Raw genomic sequence first — 18,123 nt, 5'->3', positions numbered from 1 at the left:
GGAAACCCCCATGCACAAAGGCTTGGACGGCTCGCGCAAACAATTGATTATGCCATGGGTTTTTAGGCCCACCAGCGCTATTAAGGTCGGAATAACGCCTGCACGCGGGCGAGGTCGGCGGGCGTGTCCACACCGGGCGCCGGCGCCTCGTCTGTGACGAGCACCGCGATGCGCTCGCCGTGCCACATCGCGCGCAGCTGTTCGAGCGCTTCGACCTGCTCGATCGGCGACTGCGCGAGGGTGGGATAGCCGCGCAGGAATTTGGCCCGGTAGGCATACAGGCCGATATGCCGGTAAACCGTCGCCGGGGCAGGCGGGGCGGGCATCGCGGCCAGATCGAGGCGGCCCGGCGACCAGTGCGGCTGCCAGGCGTCGCGCGCCCACGGAATGGGGGCGCGCGAGAAGTACAGCGCCACGCCGTTGGCATCGAGTACGACCTTCACGACGTTCGGGCTGAAGATCTCGTCCGGGGCCGTGATGGGGTGGGCAGCGGTGGCGATCGCGCACTCGGGATGGGCGGCCAGGTGCGACGCCACGTCGCAGATCAGCGCGGGGTCGATCAGCGGCTCGTCGCCCTGAACATTGACCACGATCAAATCGTCGCTCCAGCCGAAATGCTCGGCGACTTCGGCCAGGCGATCGGTGCCCGAAGGATGGTCGGCGCGCGTGAGGACGGCTTCGAAGCCATGCTCGCGCGCGGCGTCCAGCACGCTCTGCGCATCCGAGGCCACCAGCACCTGCTGGGCGCCCGATTCGCGGGCGCGCTCGGCCACGCGCACGACCATCGGCTTGCCGCCGATATCGGCGAGCGGCTTGTTCGGCAGCCGGGTGGAGGCGAGACGCGCCGGCACGACGGCGATGAAGGGTTGCACGGGAGCGGTCATGACCAGTTCGGGCGAGGTGAGGCTGAGGTGGCTTCGATGCGGTGGATCAGGCGGATCAGGCCGAAGCGGGGCCGTTCGGGTCGACGGGCGTGCCCTCGACAGTCTGACGGGCTTCGTCGACGAGCATGACGGGAATGCCGTCGCGGATCGGATAGGCGAGCTTGTCGGCGCTACAGATCAGTTCCTGCGCGGCGCGATCGTAGCTGAGCGGGCCCTTGCAGATCGGGCAGACCAAAATTTCAAGCAGACGGGCGTCCACGGAGTTTCTCCACAACCAGGGTGATAAGGCGATGATCGAGCGCGGCTTGCACAGGGACAACCCAGATGCGCGCGTCGTTCCAGGCCCCCAATTTTACTGCATCCTTTTCTGTGACCAGGATGGCGTCGGCAGCGACTTCGCTGAACGGGTTCGTTGCGTAGTCGTAATGATCGGGCAGCGGCAGCGTCTGCGGCGCAAGGCCGGCGGCGCGCAGGGTCGCGAAAAAGCGCTCCGGCGAGCCGATGCCGGCGGCGGCCACGAGGCGCTGCGGCGCCTCGGGCGTGCCGCCGAACTGCGCGAGCGGGCGGCGCAGCGCGGGATTCGCCAGGTGCCAGGCCTCGCCCGGTTCGAGCTTGAGCGCGAAGGTATTGGGCCAGTCGGGCAGGGCGCGCGCGAACGGATTGTTGATGAGGGTGGCGTCGCGATGGCGCGAAAGCGGCTCGCGCAGCGGCCCGGCGGGCAGCAGGAAGCCGTTGCCGCCCAGCCGGTGATCGAAGACCACGAGCTCGAAATCGCGCACGAGGCGGTAGTGCTGCAAGCCGTCGTCGCTGACGATCACGTCGACGTCGCGATTGGCCGCGCACAGTGCCTGGGCCGCCGCGACGCGGTCGGGCGAAACCCACACGGGCACGCCGGTGCGACGAGCGATCAGCAGCGGTTCATCGCCACAGGCCTTCGCCGATGTCGCCGGGGTCACGGCCGTCGGACGCTCGATCTTTGCGCCATAACCGCGCGACACCACGCCGGGCGTATAGCCGGCGGCGCGCAGCGCCTCGACGAGCGCGATCACCGTCGGCGTCTTGCCCGTGCCGCCGACCGTCACGTTGCCGACCACCACGACCGGCACGCCCACGTTCACCGACTTGAGCCAGCCCGCCGCGAAGGCCGTACGCCGCGCGCCGCTCACGGCGGCGAACACGGCGGCAAGCGGCGAGAGCGCCCACGCGAGCGCGCCGCGCTCCTGCCAGGCGCGCGCGAACGTGCTCTCGGCGCGCGTCTTGAAATCGGCGAGCGGGCCGCTCATCGGACGGCGCCGCGAACGGGCAGGCAGCGGTGGAAAGGAACGGGCATCGGAGCTGTTCTCCAGTTCGGTGGGGGCGGACGGCGCGCAACGCGCATGCACGAATCGGGCGGCCGCAGGGCCGACTTGAACCCGGCACTCTAGCGCGGGTGGGCGAAAGGCGGCAAGCGAAGTGGGCTGCCGACGCTAAGGCGATGAAAGATTTGCGCTAGTCGGGGTTTGCGCCAGATAGCCGCAAGGACGACCGTGAATGTGGAGCATGATACTAAATTTTAGTATCATCTATTCGTACGCATTCGCATGAAAGCCAAACACGAAAAGACGCTTGAGCACAAAAAGACGCTTGAGCACATTTTCTCGCGCCCGATGCCGGCGGGCGTCAGATGGGCCGATGCCATGGCGCTGATGCGCGAACTGGGCGCGGCAATCGAGGAGCGCGAAGGCTCTCGCGTCGCGATTTTCCTGTTCGGCCAGATCAAGGTGATGCATCGGCCCCATCCTTCGCCGGATCTGGACAAAGGGGCGGTTGCGTCGCTGCGAAAGTGGTTCGAAGACAATGGAGTAAAGCCGTGAACAACATCATGAAGATTGCTGGCCAGAAGGCCGTCATTGCCTACGATCCGGACATCGACATGTTCCGTGGCGAATTCGTGGGGCTCAACGGTGGCGCCGACTTCTACGCAACGGACGTCGCGGGTCTGCATCGCGAGGGCGAGCAATCGTTGAAAGTGTTCCTCGACGAATGTGAGCAGCGCGGCGTCGAACCCTACAAGCAATATTCCGGTCGCTTTGTGCTGCGCACGTCGGCCCATGCACACGAAGCGGCGGCGACTGCGGCGGCGGCTCTGGGCATGAGCCTGAACCAGTGGGCAGCAGGCGTTCTCGAACAGGCCGCAACCGCGGAGTGACGCCGGATATCACGCAAGCGCTTTTCGCCACTTTCCTCCGAAAAATCCGCGCCTGTGGACAACTTTGTGGAGAAGTCGGTGCCGGGCAGCCGCAAAGGCCCGTTCGTGGGCCTTGTCATCGGTGTAAGGCGCCAGTTGTAAAATAAAAATCTCATTTAAATCAATGAGATAGATCGTATTTTAGCGTTTGCGCGGTATCTGCCGCAAATATGACAGTTCATGTAGCCAATGTGGAAACATCGCTGCCGCCGCGCGCTGGGAGCGTTTCCTGCTGGACTGCGGCCCCCTGAACGGTCTATCGTCTGGGCGGGCCGCCACGCGAGCGCCGCTTATCCACACCCCTCTGCCATGTTCTCCGACCGCTTATCTTCCGCGCCTGGCGGCGACGTCGTCGTCCCGGTTTCGGCACTCAATCGCGCCATTGGCGCCATGCTTGAGCGCAGCTTTCCGCTCGCCTGGATTTCCGGCGAGGTGTCGAATTTCACGCGCGCCGCGAGCGGCCATTGGTACTTTTCGATCAAGGATGCGCAGGCGCAGATCCGCTGCGTGATGTTCCGCGGCCGCGCCCAGTACGCCGAGTTCACGCCGCGCGAGGGCGACCGCATCGAGGTGCGCGCGCTCGTGACGATGTACGAGCCGCGCGGCGAACTGCAACTCAACGTCGAGGCGGTGCGCCGCACGGGCCAGGGACGTCTCTATGAAGCGTTCCTGCGCCTGAAGGCCCAGCTCGAAGCCGAAGGGCTGTTCGACGAGGCCCGCAAGCGCGAACTGCCCACCCACCCGCGCGCGATTGGCGTGATTACGTCGATGCAGGCCGCCGCGCTGCGCGACGTGCTCACGACGCTGTCCCGCCGCGCGCCGCACGTGCCCGTAATCGTGTATCCGGCGCCGGTGCAGGGCGCGGGCTCGGCGGAAAAGCTTACGGCGATGCTCGAAGCCGCCAACGCGCGCAACGAGGTCGACGTGATCGTGCTGTGCCGCGGCGGCGGTTCGATCGAGGATCTCTGGTCGTTCAACGACGAGGCGTTGGCGCGCGCGATTGCGGCGAGCGAGATTCCCGTGGTGAGCGGCGTGGGCCACGAAACCGATTTCACCATCGCCGATTTTGCCGCCGACGTGCGCGCGCCCACGCCCACCGGGGCCGCCGAACTGGTGAGCCCGCAGCGCGTGCTGCTGCTGCGCGAACTGGATCAGCGTCACGCGGCGCTCGCGCGGGGGTTCGGTCGCTCGATGGAGCGGCGCGCGCAGCAACTCGACTGGCTCGCGCGCCGTCTGGTCTCGCCCGCCGAGCGCCTTGCGCAGCAGCGCTCGCATCTGCGTCAACTGGCGATCCGGCTGGCGTCGGCGGGCTCGCGCTCGACGGCGCAGGCGCGCGCGAGTTTCAACATCGTGCAGATGCGCTGGCAGCGCACGCGCCCGGACGCGGCGGCGCAGCGCGGGCAGGTCGAAGCGCTGGGACGGCGTCTGGACGCCGCTTTTTCGCGCGAACGCGAGCGCGCCGCCGCGCGTGTGTCGCAGCTTTCGGCGCGGCTTGAAGTGCTCAGTCCGCAGCGCACCCTGGAGCGTGGCTACGCCGCGCTGCTCGACGCGCAGAGCGGCGCGGCCGTACGCGCGCCCGGTGCGCTCAAGCCCGGCAAACGTCTGACCGTGCACCTCGCGCAAGGCAGCGCCGATGTTGCGCTCGCCGATGTGCAGCCGCGTCTTTCCGAAGGTTTCTAAAGCGGGCTCGACGCCGGATTGCAATGTCTTTGCAATCTTTGCAGGCGATGCTCGACGTGCACCACGAGTGCACCACCGGGCGCAAAGCGGCAGGCGCGCTGCATGCGCATGACATGACGCACCGACAGCATTTGCGCCGTCCGGACATTGCCACGCGCCAACCGGACAGCGCGAATGCCGCCTGTGCGCGCCGGTGTTCGCAAGCGGCACCCGCAGCACGCGAAAGACGCTGAAAACAGGCTTGAAAGCCTTGTCCAGCCGATGTTCGGCATAATGTCCGCGCGTTTGCGGGGTTATTCCAACTCGCCTACAATCGGGTGCTCCATGCCGGCGAATTTGTAGAACTTCACGCAGAACTCCCCATAACACGACGAAGGAACCGCATCATGTCATTTACGCTCCCGCCGCTGCCGTTCGCGAAGAACGCCCTCGCACCGACCATGTCGGAAGAGACGCTTGATTACCACTACGGCAAGCATCACCAGGCTTACGTCACGAACCTGAACAACCTCATTCCGGGCACCGAGTTCGAAAAGCTCTCGCTCGAAGAGATCGTCAAGAAGTCGTCGGGTGGCGTGTTCAACAACGCAGCCCAGATCTGGAACCACACGTTCTTCTGGAACAGCCTCTCCCCGCAAGGCGGCGGCGCACCGACGGGCGCGCTGGGCGACGCGATCAACGCGAAGTGGGGCTCCTACGACGCATTCAAGGAAGCCTTCACGAAGGCTGCAGTCGGCAACTTCGGTTCGGGCTGGACGTGGCTCGTGAAGAAGGCTGACGGCTCGCTCGACATCGTGTCGACCAGCAACGCCGCAACGCCGCTCACGACCGACGCAACCGCGCTGATCACGATCGACGTGTGGGAACACGCTTACTACATCGACTACCGCAACGCTCGTCCGAAGTTCGTCGAAGCGTTCTGGAACATCGTGAACTGGGACTTCGCAGCGAAGAACTTCGCTTAAGCGCAGCCGGTTCGCGCGCCGTGCTCAATGCACGGCGCCATGAAAAAAAGCCCTCGATTCAACATCGAGGGCTTTTTTGTTTGCTACAAGGATTAGCTACGGGCGTTTGCTACGCGCGCAGGCGCCAGTTACGCCAGCGCGGCGATCGTCTCATCCGTCGAGCGCACGTGGCCCATGTGGCGGAACAGCTTTTCGAACGTGAAGTGGTGCATCTCTTCGTTGAGCGCGGAAGTCGCGTCTTCGACGAACACGAGCTTGAAGCCGAAGTCGAAGGCCGCGCGCGCGGTCGATTCGACGCCGAAGTTCGTGGCGATGCCGCCCAGCACGATCGTGTCGATGCCGCGGCGGCGCAGTTGCTGTTCGAGATTCGTGCCGTAGAACGCGCCCCATTGACGCTTGGCGACGATCACGTCGCCGTCCTGCGCGCCGATTTCGGGCACGAGCTCGGAAGCGATGGCGGGCGCGAGCGGCGCGTCGGGCGTGCGCGTCGGCGCGTCGGCGGGCAGCGCGAGAATCTCGTTGAGCAGCACGTGCACCCAGACGACGGTGCCGCCCTTGGCGCGCAGCGCATCGGCGAGTGCCTTACCTTTTTCGACGACCTGCGCGCCGCTATGGGGCGCGATGGGACGGCTCACGATACCGTGTTGCAGATCGATCATCACGAGCGCGGTCTTGCGCGGATCGAGCGAGAGGGAAGAGAGAGCTTGCGTCATGGTGCACCATTATGTGAGGATAGCCTCACATATAATACATGAATATGAGGGAGGACTCAGATATGGCGGCAACACCGCTGCGCACAGGCGCTGCGTCCAGTGCCGGGAAGGAAGCGGCGAACGAGGTTCGCAAGGAAGCCGGACGCCGCGTGCCGCGCCAGGAGCGTGCCGCGCGCACCGTCGAGGCGTTGCTCGAAGCCGCGGCGCAGGACTTTGCCGAACGCGGCTTCGAGGGCGCGACCATGACGCAGATCGCGCAGCAGGCGGGCGTGTCGATTGGTGCGGCGTATCAGTATTTCCGCAACAAGGACGAGCTTGCGCTGGCATTGCGCCAGCAGTACGGCAACGACATGGACGCGCGCTGGAGCACCTTCATCGAGGCGCAAGCCGACGAGCCCGCCATACCGCCCGCGCAACTCGCCGAGCGCCTGTTCGACCTGATGGTCGATCTCATGGACACGTATCCGGCGTACTTGCCGCTGCTGTCCGCGTCGCTCGACTTCCGGCGCGACGCCGCCGCGCGCAACAAACTGCGCCAGCGCTTCTCGACCTTGTTCCGCCGCTATAACGAAGCGCTGTCTGCCGAAGACGCCTACCGTATCGCCGAAGTCATGCTGCAGGTCGTCAAGAGCCTGAACCCGCTCTATGCCGCCGCGAAACCGAGGGAGCGCAAGCTGCTGGTCGCTGAATACAAGGGCGTGCTGGCGGCATGGCTGGCGGTGCGGCTCGTCTGACGCACTGAACTAGCGCGGCAACGGCTCGTCGCGTGTGTGCAGCACGCGGTCGATCAGGCCGTATTCCGCCGCCGCTTCGGACGACATGAAGTGGTCGCGATCGGTGTCGCGCACGATGTCCGCGATGTCGCGGCCCGTGTGTGCGGCGAGCATCGCGTTCAGCCGCTCGCGCTGGTACAGCACCTCGCGCGCCTGCACTTCGACATCGGCGGCCGTGCCCTGGCTGCCGCCCGAAGGCTGGTGGATCATGATGCGGGCGTTCGGCAGTGCGAAGCGTTTGCCGCGCGTGCCGGCCGCCAGCAGGAACGAGCCCATGCTCGCGGCAAAGCCCGTGCATAGCGTCGAGACATCGGGCTTCACGAACTGCATCGTGTCGTGAATCGCCATGCCGTCGTACACCGATCCGCCCGGCGAGTTGATGTAGAGGCTGATGTCTTTCTCGGGATTCTCGGCTTCGAGAAACAGCAGTTGCGCGACCACGACGCTCGCCGTCTGCTCCGTTACCGGGCCGACCAGGAACACGATGCGTTCGCGCAGCAGGCGCGAGTAGATGTCATAGGCGCGCTCGCCGCGCCCCGAGGTCTCGATGACGGTCGGCACGAGGTTGAGCGCTTGCGGCGCGATTGCTGCATGATGCTGGACGTTGGCGTGCATTTGAGGCGTCTCCGCTGCGTGGGTGTCGATGACTGGAGATGACTGGACGATGCCGCGGCGCGTGATGTCTGCGCCACTGATGCCAAGACGCCTGGCGCCCCCCGCGCGTGACGGAAATATTTTTGCGCGAGGCTGTCACATCGGCGGCGCGGCGGACGTCTTGAGGCAAGGGACGGCGTGGGCTGTCCGCAAAAACAGGGCGCGGTTGCGCGCACCCGGCGAAGGAGCGACGCGAATGACGGTGATCGACGAAATGCGCGACGAAATACGCGACGAAGTGAACGCGCAGCAAGCGTGTGCGTGGGACGAGACGCGCCGCGCGGCTATTTTCGGCAAGGAGCGCTCGCGCCTGCTGTCGCTGGCCGCGCGCGTGCTAGGCAGCCGCGCCGAGGCCGAGGACATCGTGCAGGACGCCTGGTTTCGCTGGCGCGACGCCGATGCGGCAGCGGTTCATACGCCGCAAGCGTGGCTCGCGACGGTCACTGTGCGCCTCGCCATCGACCGGCTGCGCAAGCTGCGCCGCGACAGCGCCGCCGAAGCCGGCCTCGCGGGCGATCTTTCGTGGCTCGACGGCAGCGTGCCATCGGCTGAGGAAACGGGCCTGCGCGCCGCGCATCTTTCGCAGGCGCTGATGATGCTGCTGGATCGGCTCGGGCCGCTGGAGCAGGCGGTTTTCGTGCTGCGCGAGGCCTTCGAGTGCGATTACGCCGAAATCGCCGCGCTCACCGGCTGCACGCTCGCGCATTGCCGCCAGATCGTGCATCGCGCGCGCCTGCGGCTCGCGCGCGAGCCCTCGCCGCAAGCCGCGCCCGCCGATGCGGCGCAGCACGCGCGCACGGTCGAACGCCTGCGCGACGTGCTGCATGCGCAAGACCGGAGCGGCTTGTTGGATCTATTGGGCGTGAGGGCGACGGCGCTGGCTTCGGCGACAGGTCTGCCGCGTACGCTGCGCGCCGCAATGCTGGCGCTCGACGGCAAACCGGGCGTCGCGCCGATCGCAGAGGATGGCGAGCGTGTCGCGTGGCCGATTACGGGCGAAGACTGCGAGGGTGACAACGGCGAAAACGCGACGCCCGTGGTCTGCGTGGCCGCAACAGGCGTCGCACGAGACGCGAATCGCCAATTCGGTGAAGCGGCGGTGCGTGAGCTGCTGATGCAATATTCAGCACAAAACAGCACCGCCTTTGCGGTCTGCGCCTAGCCGCGCAGCGCAGCGGCTTCCCAGTTGATGTCGACGCACAGCACCTGCAGGCCGTGCGCCGTCTGGGAGGCGATCGAAGCGGTCACGCAAAGGTGCGCCTCGTTGATCGAGAGATAAGGCGGCGTGAACTGCACGCTGCCGGGCGCCTTCATCGCGCCGATGAAATACGGGCGACGCTCCCAGCTCGCGCCTTCCGAATGCAGCAGCGGGCGAAAGCGCTTGGCGCGCTGCGATGTGCGGCCGTCCGGCAGCACGTTGTCGCCGATCTGGCGGCCCGAGGCGTCCAGCAGGAAGCTGCGCGCCGTCTCCGCGAGGCCGAGCAGCGGCAGGGTGGCGTCGGTCATGCTCGCACCGGCGGCCAGTTGTGCCGCCGCCGCTTCGAGCGCGCTCACATACGGCGCGAGGCGCGCACACTGGACGCGTTCACGCTCGCTCACGCGCTCGCGCAGACGTGCCGACAGATCGTCCATCAAACGCGCCGCGACAGCGGGCGGCACCGGCTGCACGTCGGGACGCGCGAAGTGCGCGCCCTGCACGAAATCGGCGCCGCTTTCCAGTGCGATCAGCGCATCGCGCTCGGTCGACAGGCCGCCCACCAGCACCAACTGGCCAGACTCGTGCAGCATCGACACGAGACCGGGCAACACGCGCTCGATATGCGCGTGGCGGCTGGCCTGCGCGAGCAGGCTGCGGTCGAGCGTGACGATATCGGGACGCAACTGCCACACGCGGTCGATATTCGAATGCTTCGCGCCGAAGCCGTCCAGCGCGATCACGAAACCGGCCTTGCGCAGCGAATCGATGATCTCGGCGAAACGCGAATTCTCGCCGCCCGCCTGTTCGGAGACTTCCAGCACCACACGCTGCGGCGGCAGGCCGAGCGCCTTGATGCCGGCGAGCAGGGCGTCGCCGTAGCTCGTGTCCATCAGCGCGGCGGGATGCAGGCTCAGGAACAGCCATTCGTCGTGCGAATCGAAGGCGTTGAAATTGCCCAGATGCAGCGATTCGGCCAGCCGCCCGAGTTCGAGCAGGTCGCCGCGCCGCGCCGCCTGGGTGAAGACCTCCTGCGACGGCACCTGCTGGCCTTGTTCGTCGTGCGCGCGCAGCGACGCGTGATAGCCGATCGCGCGGCGATGGGCGACCGAAAACACCGGCTGGAACACGCTGAAAACGGTGTATCCGCCGTAGAGCACGGTGCGCCGGGCGCCTTCTTCGCCCGCGATGGGGCGCGACTGGTAGCCGGGGGGATCGAGGTCGATCATGGTGTTCATAGGCCTGAATGGCGCGCGCTGTGGGCGATGCGGGAGCGATCCTGGACGGGCAGTCCCAGGGCGTCCCACGCGGTGCGCGCGATCCTCAAGTTTACATTACTGGATAAGCGTGCAAAAAGTATGCGCGCTTAGGCACAAGGCGGATCGGATGATCCGCCTTGGATAGAAAGGATTTCGAGAGAGTGTGCGGTGCTTCGCCGCGGCCCGCAAGGCACTCGCGCGGCGCGCTGCATGCACCGTCGCGGTGCGTGCAGAGGCGGGTACAGGCGAGCTTCAGGTTCGCTCGGAAGGATCGGTTCGCTTCGCTGCGCGCCGCACGTCGTCGGAGAGCTGGGCGAAGATCCACGACGAGGCCGCCGTGATGACGCCCACGCACACGAAGGTCGCGTGGAACGCCGGGATCACGTTCGACGCCGTCATATGGCCGATGAACCCGGTGAAGGCGGTCAGCATCGCGCCCGCGACCGTGACGCCCAGGCTCATCGACAGCATCTGCACGAGCGAGAACAGGCTGTTGCCGCTGCTCGCGCCGCCCATGCCGAGATCCTTGAGCGTGAGCGTGTTCATCGCCGTGAACTGCATCGAGTTGACGCCGCCGAACACGGCCAGCTGCACAATGCGCAGCCACAGCGGCTCGTTGGGCGTGGAGAGCGCGAAGCTCGCCATCATCAGGCCGACCAGCACCGTGTTGACGACCAGCACGCGCCGGTAACCCACGCGCGTGATCAGGTGCGTGACGAGGCGCTTGGATCCCATGCCCGCCGCCGCGACCGGCAGCATCATGAGACCGGCCTCGAATGGCGTGTAGCCCAGCGCCACCTGCAGCAGCAGCGGAATCAGGTAAGGCATCGCACCGCTGCCGATACGCGCGAACAGGTTGCCGAGCAGCCCCACGCTGAAGGTGTGGATCTTGAAGAGTTCGAGCGAGAAGATCGGCGTGGGCGAGCGCTGTGCGTGCAGCCCGTAGGCGACGAACGCGGCCAGCGACACCACCAGCAGCACCAGCACGACTGCCTGCGGAATACCCAGTTCCGAGTGCCCATCGAGGGCGAACGAGATCGTCACCATGCCGGTCACGAGCAGCAGGTAGCCTGGCACGTCGAATTTCGCCGTGTCGGGATTGCGGCTGTCGGGCATGAAGATGAAGGTGAAGATGCAGCCGATGATCCCCACCGGCACGTTGATCAGAAAGATCCAGTGCCACGACGCGATCTGCACGAGCCAGCCGCCGAGCGTCGGGCCGATCAGCGGGCCGATCAGGCCCGGTATCGCGACGAACGAAAGCGCGGGCAGGTAGCGTTCGGCGGGGAAGGTGCGCAGCACGGCCAGGCGCCCGACCGGTAGCAGCATCGCGCCGCCCACGCCCTGCGCGATGCGCGAAAGCACGAGCTGGTTCAGCGTATGGGCGCTGGCGCACAGCAGCGAGCCGATCGTGAAAACGAGGATCGCGCCGAAAAATACGCGCCGGGTGCCGAGCTTGTCGGCGAGCCAGCCCGACACGGGGATCATGACCGCCATCGTCAGCGAGTAGGCGATCACGACTGATTGCATGCGCAACGGCAATTCGCCGAGACTCGTCGCCATCGCAGGCAGGGCCGTGTTGACGATGGTCGAATCGAGCGTCTGCATGAAGAAGCCCGTCGCGACGATCCACAGCATCACCGAAAGCGATCGGGGCGAGGGTGTGGTGCTGGACGAGACGCTGGACGTGGTGCTGGGATCGGACATAAGGGCAGGCAGGCGGCGGGCAAGGCAAGCTGGGCGGGCAGTCGTCATTGTAGAGAACCCTGCGCGCCCGCGTGCTCAAGAGGCTGGGCCGCTGCATTGAGCCCGGAGTTAAGCCCGGGGTTAAGCCCAGAGTTAAGCCCGGGGTTCAGCCTGGCGTTCAGCCCGGCAAGCGCGCCGCCGCCGCGAAGAACGCCTGCGCGCGCGGATCGAGCGCGAACGCCGCGTTGATGCGCAGCCACGGGCTGGGCTCGCCGTGCGGGCGGAAGTGGCTGCCCGGCGACGCGCTCACGCCGAACGGCTCGCCACAGGCCACGAGCTGCGTCGAATCCTCGATGTGCGGCACGCGCGCCCAGACGAACTTGCCGCCCATCTGCTGATGGGCGCGGCCACTGCCGCTCAGCCCGCTCAGTCCGTGCAGACCCGTTGAGCTGGCCGGGCCGCCGAACAGCTCCCAGCCGTGTTCTTCGAGCGTGCGCGTGGCGGTGCCGAGCGCCTCAGTGATCCGTCTGCGCAATCGATCCAGATACTTGCGGTACGCGCCGCGCTCCAGCAGCGTCGCCGCCACGGCCTGCGTGAAGCGCGAGCCGCTGATGGTGGTGAGCGCCTTGATCGCGGCGAGGTCGCGCACGATCGCGGGGCTCGCGACCACATAGCCCACCCGCAGCGACGACGACAGCGTCTTCGACAGTCCGCTCACGTAGATCACGTGTTCGAACTGGTCGAGCGCGGCCAGCCGGTCGGTCGGATCGGTCTGGAAATCGGCGTAGATATCGTCCTCGACGATGGTGAAGCCGTGCTCGCGCGCGAGCTGCAGCAGGCGGAACGCCACGGGCGGCGAGATCGTCGTGCCGGTCGGGTTGTGGAACACCGTGTTGACGAACATCGCGCGCGGACGATGCTGCGCGAGCAGCGTGTGCAGGTGGTCGATGTCGGGGCCGCTCGCGGTGCGCCGCACGCCCACGAGGCGCAGGCCGTGCAGCTTCAGGAGTCCGTAGAGGTTGTAATAGCCGGGATCTTCGACGAACACCGTGTCCCCCGGCTTGAGCATGTAGCGGATCAGCAGGTCGAGGCCTTCGCTCGCGCCTTCGGTCACGAGGATCTGCGAGGCCTCGGCGGCGATGCCAAGCGGCGCGAGACGGTTGCGCAGATGCTCGCGCAGCGTCGCGTCGCCCAGCGGCGAGCCGTAATCGATCAGGCTCGACGGATCGGTGCGCGAGACGTGGCGGATCGCCTGGCCGATCGCGTCGACGTCGCGCCACGCCTGCGGCACCGACCCGCTGTCCAGTTGCAGGGTCTCGCCGGGGCGGTTCAGGTGTGCGAGCAGATGGCCCGATTCGTCGGCGGCATTCGAGATGTCGCAGGTGCCCATGCCCGCCATGCCCGCGCGCGCGTACTCGCTCACGTAGAAGCCCGACCCCTGGCGCGAGTCGAGCCAGCCGAGCGACACCAGACGGTCGTAAGCCTCGATCACCGGGAAGCGGCTGATGCTGTAATCGGCGGCGAACTGGCGGATCGACGGCAGGCGCGCGCCGGGATGCGCAGCGCGCGAGCGGATCCACGTCTGCACGCCGGCGACGATCTGTTCGGTGAGCGGGACGCTGCTGGCGCGGTCGAGTTCGAGTTTCATGCGGATCTGGCGCGATGGCCGGCCAAGGGTTCGAAAGCGGGTCGATCAAAAGTGTCCGGCTTTTTGACTGGACAGTTCCGGGTTAACTGTTCGGAACTGTGCATGGGGTTGCCTGACACTGACGGCAATAATGCTCCCATCCGGAACACGCTTCAAGGCGCATTTTCAGCCGCTGTCGAAGCGCTATGGCGAGGAGCACCGCAATGCGCGAAATCCGAATTTTCGAACTGGAACACGGCGAACCGGCCGAGACCTGGCGGCTTGCCCAGGCGATGCAGTTGCACGTCAGCGAGGGCGAACTTTGGCTCACGATCGGCGGCGACGCGAACGACTACTGGCTGCGCGCGGGCGAATCCATCGACCTGCTGGCGGGCGCGCGGGTCTGCGTGAGCGCGGGCAACGACGGCGCGCGTTTCGTGCTGGCGCTCGGTGGTGCGACGGCGCGCGCGGCGGCGGGGCTGCATCGTCATCACGGCGCGCTGGGTTTCGCAGCCCGCGTCGCGCTGGCGCTTCGTTCGCGCTCGGGTCGCGGCGCGTGGGATACGCCCGCGGCGGGGTGACGGACGCATTGGTGGACGCATCGACGGACGCATCGACGGGCCGGTTGGCGGGGAGGTTGATTATCCCCGTCAAGATTGATCGCGGCAGGGCGCTGCCCGTAACCTGACTGGACTTTCCCCAGGCCCACAGGACTACAGGACGCTGCCATGACGCCCCGCGACGCACTCGAACACCTCTGGATGCTGGCCCATCCCGGCGATGGCCACGATGTTACTTCCGCAAGCGCTGCGCTCGACCTGATCGACGTGCAGGGCGACGATCCCGGTTTGCCGTCGGTGTTTCGCGTCGGCACACTCGCGGCCGCGTCGATTGGCGCGGCGGGGCTGGCGGCCGCGCGCTTTCATGCGCTTCGCGGCGGCCCCGATCAGCGCGTGTCGATCGACGTGCGCCGCGCGCTGGCGGCATTTCGCAGCGAGCGCTATCTGGGCGTCGATGGCGGTGCGCCGTTCGACCTGCGTCATCCGGTGACGGGCTACTTCCAGACGCGCGATGGCCGGTGGATTCAACTGCACGCCAACTTTGCGCATCATCTGCACGGCATTCTGCGCGTGCTCGGCTGCGGCGAAAGCCATGACGACGTCGCGCGTGCGATCCGCTCGAACTGGGACGGCGCGGCGCTCGACGCCGCGCTGGCTGAAGCCGGGCTGTGCGCCGCGCTCGTGCGCTCGCCGCGCGAATGGGCCGCGCACGAACAGGCGCACGCGGTGGCGAGCCTGCCGCTCTTCGAGATCGAGCGCATCGACGGAACCGGGGACGCTGACGCCCCCACGCTCAAGCCCGGCGAGCGCCCGCTCGAAGGCGTGCGCGTGGTCGATCTCACGCGCATCATCGCGGGGCCGGTGGCGGGGCGCACCCTCGCGCATCATGGCGCCGACGTGCTGCTCATCAACGGCCCGCATCTGCCGAACATCGCGCCGCTCGTGATCGACAACGGGCGCGGCAAGCGCTCGGCGACGCTCGACCTGCGCGAGGCGGCGGCCCGCGAGCAACTGCACGCGCTCATTCGCGACGCCGATGTATTCCTGCAAGGCTACCGTCCCGGCGCGCTCGCGGCGCACGGCTTCGCGCCCGAAGTGCTGGCGCGCGAGCGTCCCGGCATCGTCTGCGTGTCGATCTGCGCGTATTCGCATCGCGGGCCCTGGCATGCGCGGCGCGGTTTCGACAGCCTCGTGCAGTCGGCAAGCGGCATCGTGTGGAGCGAAAGCACGGCGGCGGGGACGCAGCCGGGTTTCGATGCGCCGCGTCCGCTGCCTTGCCAGGCGCTCGATCATGCGACGGGCTATCTCGCGGCGTTCGGTGCGATGGTGGCGTTGGCGCGGCGTGCGCGCGAAGGCGGCAGCTGGCACGTGCGGGTGTCGCTCGCGCAAACGGGCCGCTGGTTGCAGACGATGGGGATGATCGAGAACGGCCAGCAGCGAGCCGAAGTCACGGCGCAGGACGTGGCTGATTGTCTCGAAGACACGCTCACGCCGTTTGGCCGCGTGCGCGCCGTGAAGCCTGCCGAGCAGATGGAACGCACGCCCGCGTTCTATGCGCGTGGGTGCGTGCCGATCGGCACGGATCGGCCGCAGTGGGGCGCGTAAGCGTAATCGCAAGCGCGCCCACCTCGCGGTGGCTTACTTGCGCAATTCCGCGACGAAGTCGTAGTAGTCGTTGCGGCAGTACGTGTCGGTCAGCTCGATGGCGCGTTGATCGGCGGTATAGCCCACGCGCGTGATGAGCAGAAGCGCCTCGTTGGGGGCGATGCTCATCTGCTTCGCGATTTCCTCGCTCGCGTTCACGGCGCGGAAGTGCTGCAACGCGCGCACGATCGACAGCCCGCGCTGCTCCAGGAAGCTGTAAAGCGAATCGCCGATGGCGTTCGGATCGGGGATCAGCGCGGCGGGGAAGGTCGAATTCTCGACGGCCATGACGATGCCGTCCGCGAGGCGCAGGCGCTTCAGGCGCGTGACGGCGGCGGCGGGCGAGAGGCCTAGCTGGATTACCTCGTCGCGGCTCGCGGGCTGGATTTCGCGCGAGAGCCAGCGCGAGGCGGGGGTGAAGCCGCGCTGGCGCAGCATCTCCGAAAAGCTCGTGAGACGCGAGAGCGGGTCTTCGTAGCGCGGCGTGATGAAGCTGCCGGCTCCTTGCGTGCGGCGGATCAGGCCTTGCTCGACCAGCAGCGCGATGGCCTTGCGCGCGGTGATGCGCGACACGCCTAGCGCATCGGCGAGCACGCGTTCCGAGGGCAGCGCTTCGCCGGCGGCCCAGCGGTTATCGTGGATCGCATCGCTGAGCTTGCGCGCGAGTTGCAGATACAGCGGCGTGTCGTTGTCCGGGTCGGGGCGCAGGCCGTGCCAGCGGTCTTCCGTGGGTTCGTTCATGGGAGGCAGGCATGAGAGGCGAACGGCAATTTTATGACATAGGCGCGGCGCTGCGGGAATGACCGGCTTATCGTCCGGCGCATGAAGCCGTGTTGCCCGAGGCGCTACACTCGCCATTTACACAGGCGCGGCAATGCACGCAAAGGACGACACCATGACGACCGATATCGCCAGCATCGCATTGCCCGGCGGCGAGCGCATCGCGAAGCTCGGGCAGGGCACGTGGGAAATGGGCGAGCGCGCCGCTCGACGCGCCGATGAAATCGCCGCGCTGCGCGAGGGCGTAGCGCTCGGCATGACGCTCATCGATACCGCCGAAATGTATGGCGACGGCGCGACCGAGTCGCTCGTGGGTGAAGCGCTTGCCGGCTTGCGCGAGGAGGTGTTTCTCGTCAGCAAGGTTTATCCGCACAACGCGAGCCGGCGGGGCGTCGAGCGCGCGTGCGAAGCGAGCCTGAAGCGCCTGGGCACCGACCGGCTCGATCTGTATTTGCTGCACTGGCGCGGGGGCGTGCCGCTGGAGGAGACCGTCGCGGGTTTCGAGGCCCTCGTGCGCGCGGGCAAGATCCGCTACTGGGGCGTCAGCAACTTCGACACCGAGGACATGGAAGAACTCTTCGCGATTCCCGGCGGCGACGCCTGCGCGATGAACCAGGTGCTCTACAACGTGGCGCGGCGCGGGCCGGAGTTCGACCTGCTGCCGTGGAGCGCGCAGCAGGGCGTCCCGGTGATGGCCTATAGCCCCGTCGATCATGCGCGGCTGCCCAGGCGCTCGCCGCTTGACGATATCGCGGCGGCGCATGGGGTGTCGGTGTATCAGGTTGCGCTCGCGTGGGTGCTGCGCGAAGCAGGCGTGTGCGCGATTCCGAAGGCGGGGCGCATCGAGCATGTGCGCGACAACCGCGCCGCGCTCGATCTCGTGCTGAGCACGCAGGATCACGCGGCGCTCGACGCTTATTTCAAGCCGCCGCGCGCCAAGCGGGCGCTGGAGATGCTGTAGGGGAAGGGGGGAGCGCGCACGAGGGGAGGCGAGGGAAGAAGAGCGGAGCGGATTCGCCAGTGCGCGCCATGTCGTCATCGTATCGAACCGGTTAAAGCTGACCGGACTCCGGCCACCGGCGGCGGCTTCCGGCCGGGGGACCGGAAAACCGCCGCCGTTGCTGCCTGGAGTGGCGTGACCGGTCGTCACGCCAATTCGGGGTGGCAGCAGCGGCGCTTACGCACCGCCGTGCGCGTTCAATGACTGCCGCCATTGCCGCCACCGTGGCCGCCACCGCTCCCGCCGCCCGGGCCCGACGGACCACCCTTGCCGAATCCACCACCGCCGAAGCCGCCTCCGAAACCACCACTACCGAAGCCGCCTCCGAAACCTCCACCGAAGCCGCCGCCGTGACCGCCGCTGCTGCCGGCGCCGCTGCCGCTCGATCCGCCGCCGCCGCAACCGCAACCGCTCGATCCGCCGCCGCTTGATCCGCCGCCGCTTGATCCGCCGCCGCCGCCGCCACCGCCGCCGCC

The 18,123-nt window shown here is 67.2% G+C and carries 19 protein-coding genes; 9 read left to right on the top strand and 10 right to left on the bottom strand.

The features are described 5' to 3' along the window. Positions 1–80: 80 nt before the first annotated feature. Genes kdsB through lpxK form a run of 3 tightly spaced genes read right to left on the bottom strand, consistent with a single transcriptional unit; the run spans position 81 to position 2,167 of the window. The gene (kdsB, locus tag BBA01S_RS18655; protein WP_027817782.1) at positions 81–884 is read right to left on the bottom strand and encodes a 3-deoxy-manno-octulosonate cytidylyltransferase; all 804 of its coding nucleotides are present in this window, start codon (positions 882–884) and stop codon (positions 81–83) included. Between the two features lie 55 nt (positions 885–939). After that, positions 940–1,143, bottom strand: coding sequence for a Trm112 family protein (locus BBA01S_RS18650; protein ID WP_027817781.1), 204 nt, complete (start codon positions 1,141–1,143; stop codon positions 940–942). After that, positions 1,124–2,167, bottom strand: coding sequence for a tetraacyldisaccharide 4'-kinase (gene lpxK, locus BBA01S_RS18645; RefSeq protein ID WP_027817780.1), 1,044 nt, complete (start codon positions 2,165–2,167; stop codon positions 1,124–1,126). The genes BBA01S_RS18650 and lpxK overlap by 20 nt, the downstream gene beginning before the upstream one ends. A gap of 297 nt (positions 2,168–2,464) precedes the next feature. Between lpxK and BBA01S_RS18640 the strand changes: the two genes are divergently transcribed. The 4 genes from BBA01S_RS18640 to sodB all read left to right on the top strand — a co-directional run bounded on the left by BBA01S_RS18640 (position 2,465) and on the right by sodB (position 5,756). Continuing rightward, positions 2,465–2,737, top strand: a complete 273-nt coding sequence (locus tag BBA01S_RS18640) for a type II toxin-antitoxin system HicA family toxin (RefSeq protein WP_027817779.1) — start codon at positions 2,465–2,467, stop codon at positions 2,735–2,737. Then, entirely contained in the window at positions 2,734–3,072 is a 339-nt protein-coding gene (locus BBA01S_RS18635) for a type II toxin-antitoxin system HicB family antitoxin (RefSeq protein WP_027817778.1), read from the top strand. Before BBA01S_RS18640 ends, BBA01S_RS18635 begins: the two co-directional genes overlap by 4 nt. A 348-nt stretch (positions 3,073–3,420) precedes the next feature. After that, on the top strand, positions 3,421–4,791 hold the full coding sequence (gene xseA, locus BBA01S_RS18630) for an exodeoxyribonuclease VII large subunit (RefSeq protein ID WP_027817777.1): 1,371 nt from the start codon (positions 3,421–3,423) through the stop codon (positions 4,789–4,791). A gap of 386 nt (positions 4,792–5,177) precedes the next feature. Next, positions 5,178–5,756: a superoxide dismutase [Fe] gene (gene sodB / locus BBA01S_RS18620; RefSeq protein ID WP_027817775.1), complete on the top strand. Its 579-nt coding sequence runs from the start codon at positions 5,178–5,180 to the stop codon at positions 5,754–5,756. 128 nt (positions 5,757–5,884) lie between these two features. Here the strand turns inward: sodB and BBA01S_RS18615 are convergent, their stop codons facing one another. Then, the gene (locus BBA01S_RS18615) at positions 5,885–6,469 is read right to left on the bottom strand and encodes an isochorismatase family protein (protein ID WP_027817774.1); all 585 of its coding nucleotides are present in this window, start codon (positions 6,467–6,469) and stop codon (positions 5,885–5,887) included. A 62-nt stretch (positions 6,470–6,531) separates the two neighbouring features. On the opposite strand from BBA01S_RS18615, the gene BBA01S_RS41760 reads away from it, so the two are divergent. Beyond that, positions 6,532–7,203: a TetR/AcrR family transcriptional regulator gene (locus BBA01S_RS41760; protein ID WP_084162297.1), complete on the top strand. Its 672-nt coding sequence runs from the start codon at positions 6,532–6,534 to the stop codon at positions 7,201–7,203. Positions 7,204–7,212: 9 nt separating this feature from the next. On the opposite strand, the gene clpP is transcribed toward BBA01S_RS41760, so the two are convergent. After that, a complete protein-coding gene (gene clpP, locus BBA01S_RS18605) occupies positions 7,213–7,857 on the bottom strand; it encodes an ATP-dependent Clp endopeptidase proteolytic subunit ClpP (RefSeq protein WP_042297522.1) in 645 nt (214 codons plus the stop codon). A 235-nt stretch (positions 7,858–8,092) separates the two neighbouring features. Between clpP and BBA01S_RS18600 the strand changes: the two genes are divergently transcribed. Next, positions 8,093–9,058, top strand: a complete 966-nt coding sequence (locus tag BBA01S_RS18600; protein WP_052391797.1) for a sigma-70 family RNA polymerase sigma factor — start codon at positions 8,093–8,095, stop codon at positions 9,056–9,058. On the opposite strand, the gene BBA01S_RS18595 is transcribed toward BBA01S_RS18600, so the two are convergent. From BBA01S_RS18595 to BBA01S_RS18585, 3 genes are all read right to left on the bottom strand, one after another. Continuing rightward, positions 9,055–10,329, bottom strand: a complete 1,275-nt coding sequence (locus tag BBA01S_RS18595; protein ID WP_027817771.1) for an EAL domain-containing protein — start codon at positions 10,327–10,329, stop codon at positions 9,055–9,057. The two genes, BBA01S_RS18600 and BBA01S_RS18595, sit on opposite strands and share 4 nt — an antisense overlap. A 273-nt stretch (positions 10,330–10,602) precedes the next feature. Next, positions 10,603–12,057 carry a multidrug transporter subunit MdtD gene (gene mdtD, locus BBA01S_RS18590; RefSeq protein ID WP_027817770.1) on the bottom strand — a complete coding sequence of 485 codons (1,455 nt, stop codon included), beginning with the start codon at positions 12,055–12,057 and terminating at the stop codon, positions 10,603–10,605. A gap of 157 nt (positions 12,058–12,214) precedes the next feature. Then, positions 12,215–13,690, bottom strand: coding sequence for an aminotransferase-like domain-containing protein (locus tag BBA01S_RS18585; protein ID WP_027817769.1), 1,476 nt, complete (start codon positions 13,688–13,690; stop codon positions 12,215–12,217). A 197-nt stretch (positions 13,691–13,887) separates the two neighbouring features. Between BBA01S_RS18585 and BBA01S_RS48115 the strand changes: the two genes are divergently transcribed. Beyond that, on the top strand, positions 13,888–14,244 hold the full coding sequence (locus BBA01S_RS48115; RefSeq protein ID WP_063750552.1) for a DUF2917 domain-containing protein: 357 nt from the start codon (positions 13,888–13,890) through the stop codon (positions 14,242–14,244). A 147-nt stretch (positions 14,245–14,391) separates the two neighbouring features. Beyond that, positions 14,392–15,828, top strand: coding sequence for a CoA transferase (locus BBA01S_RS18575; RefSeq protein ID WP_027817768.1), 1,437 nt, complete (start codon positions 14,392–14,394; stop codon positions 15,826–15,828). Between the two features lie 33 nt (positions 15,829–15,861). Here BBA01S_RS18575 and BBA01S_RS18570 read toward each other — a convergent pair whose 3' ends face one another. After that, a complete protein-coding gene (locus BBA01S_RS18570) occupies positions 15,862–16,608 on the bottom strand; it encodes a GntR family transcriptional regulator (protein ID WP_027817767.1) in 747 nt (248 codons plus the stop codon). Between the two features lie 154 nt (positions 16,609–16,762). Here BBA01S_RS18570 and BBA01S_RS18565 point away from each other — a divergent pair, with 154 nt between their 5' ends. Next, on the top strand, positions 16,763–17,608 hold the full coding sequence (locus BBA01S_RS18565) for an aldo/keto reductase (protein WP_027817766.1): 846 nt from the start codon (positions 16,763–16,765) through the stop codon (positions 17,606–17,608). A 236-nt stretch (positions 17,609–17,844) separates the two neighbouring features. Here the strand turns inward: BBA01S_RS18565 and BBA01S_RS47870 are convergent. Further along, the coding region (locus BBA01S_RS47870) for a hypothetical protein (protein WP_218004251.1) at positions 17,845–18,123 on the bottom strand (279 nt) is incomplete at its 5' end.

Source organism: Paraburkholderia bannensis NBRC 103871 (assembly GCF_000685015.1).
Lineage (GTDB): Bacteria > Pseudomonadota > Gammaproteobacteria > Burkholderiales > Burkholderiaceae > Paraburkholderia > Paraburkholderia bannensis.
The sequence above is the reverse complement of the archived record's forward strand: the minus strand, read 5'-3'. Positions and strand labels throughout refer to the sequence as shown.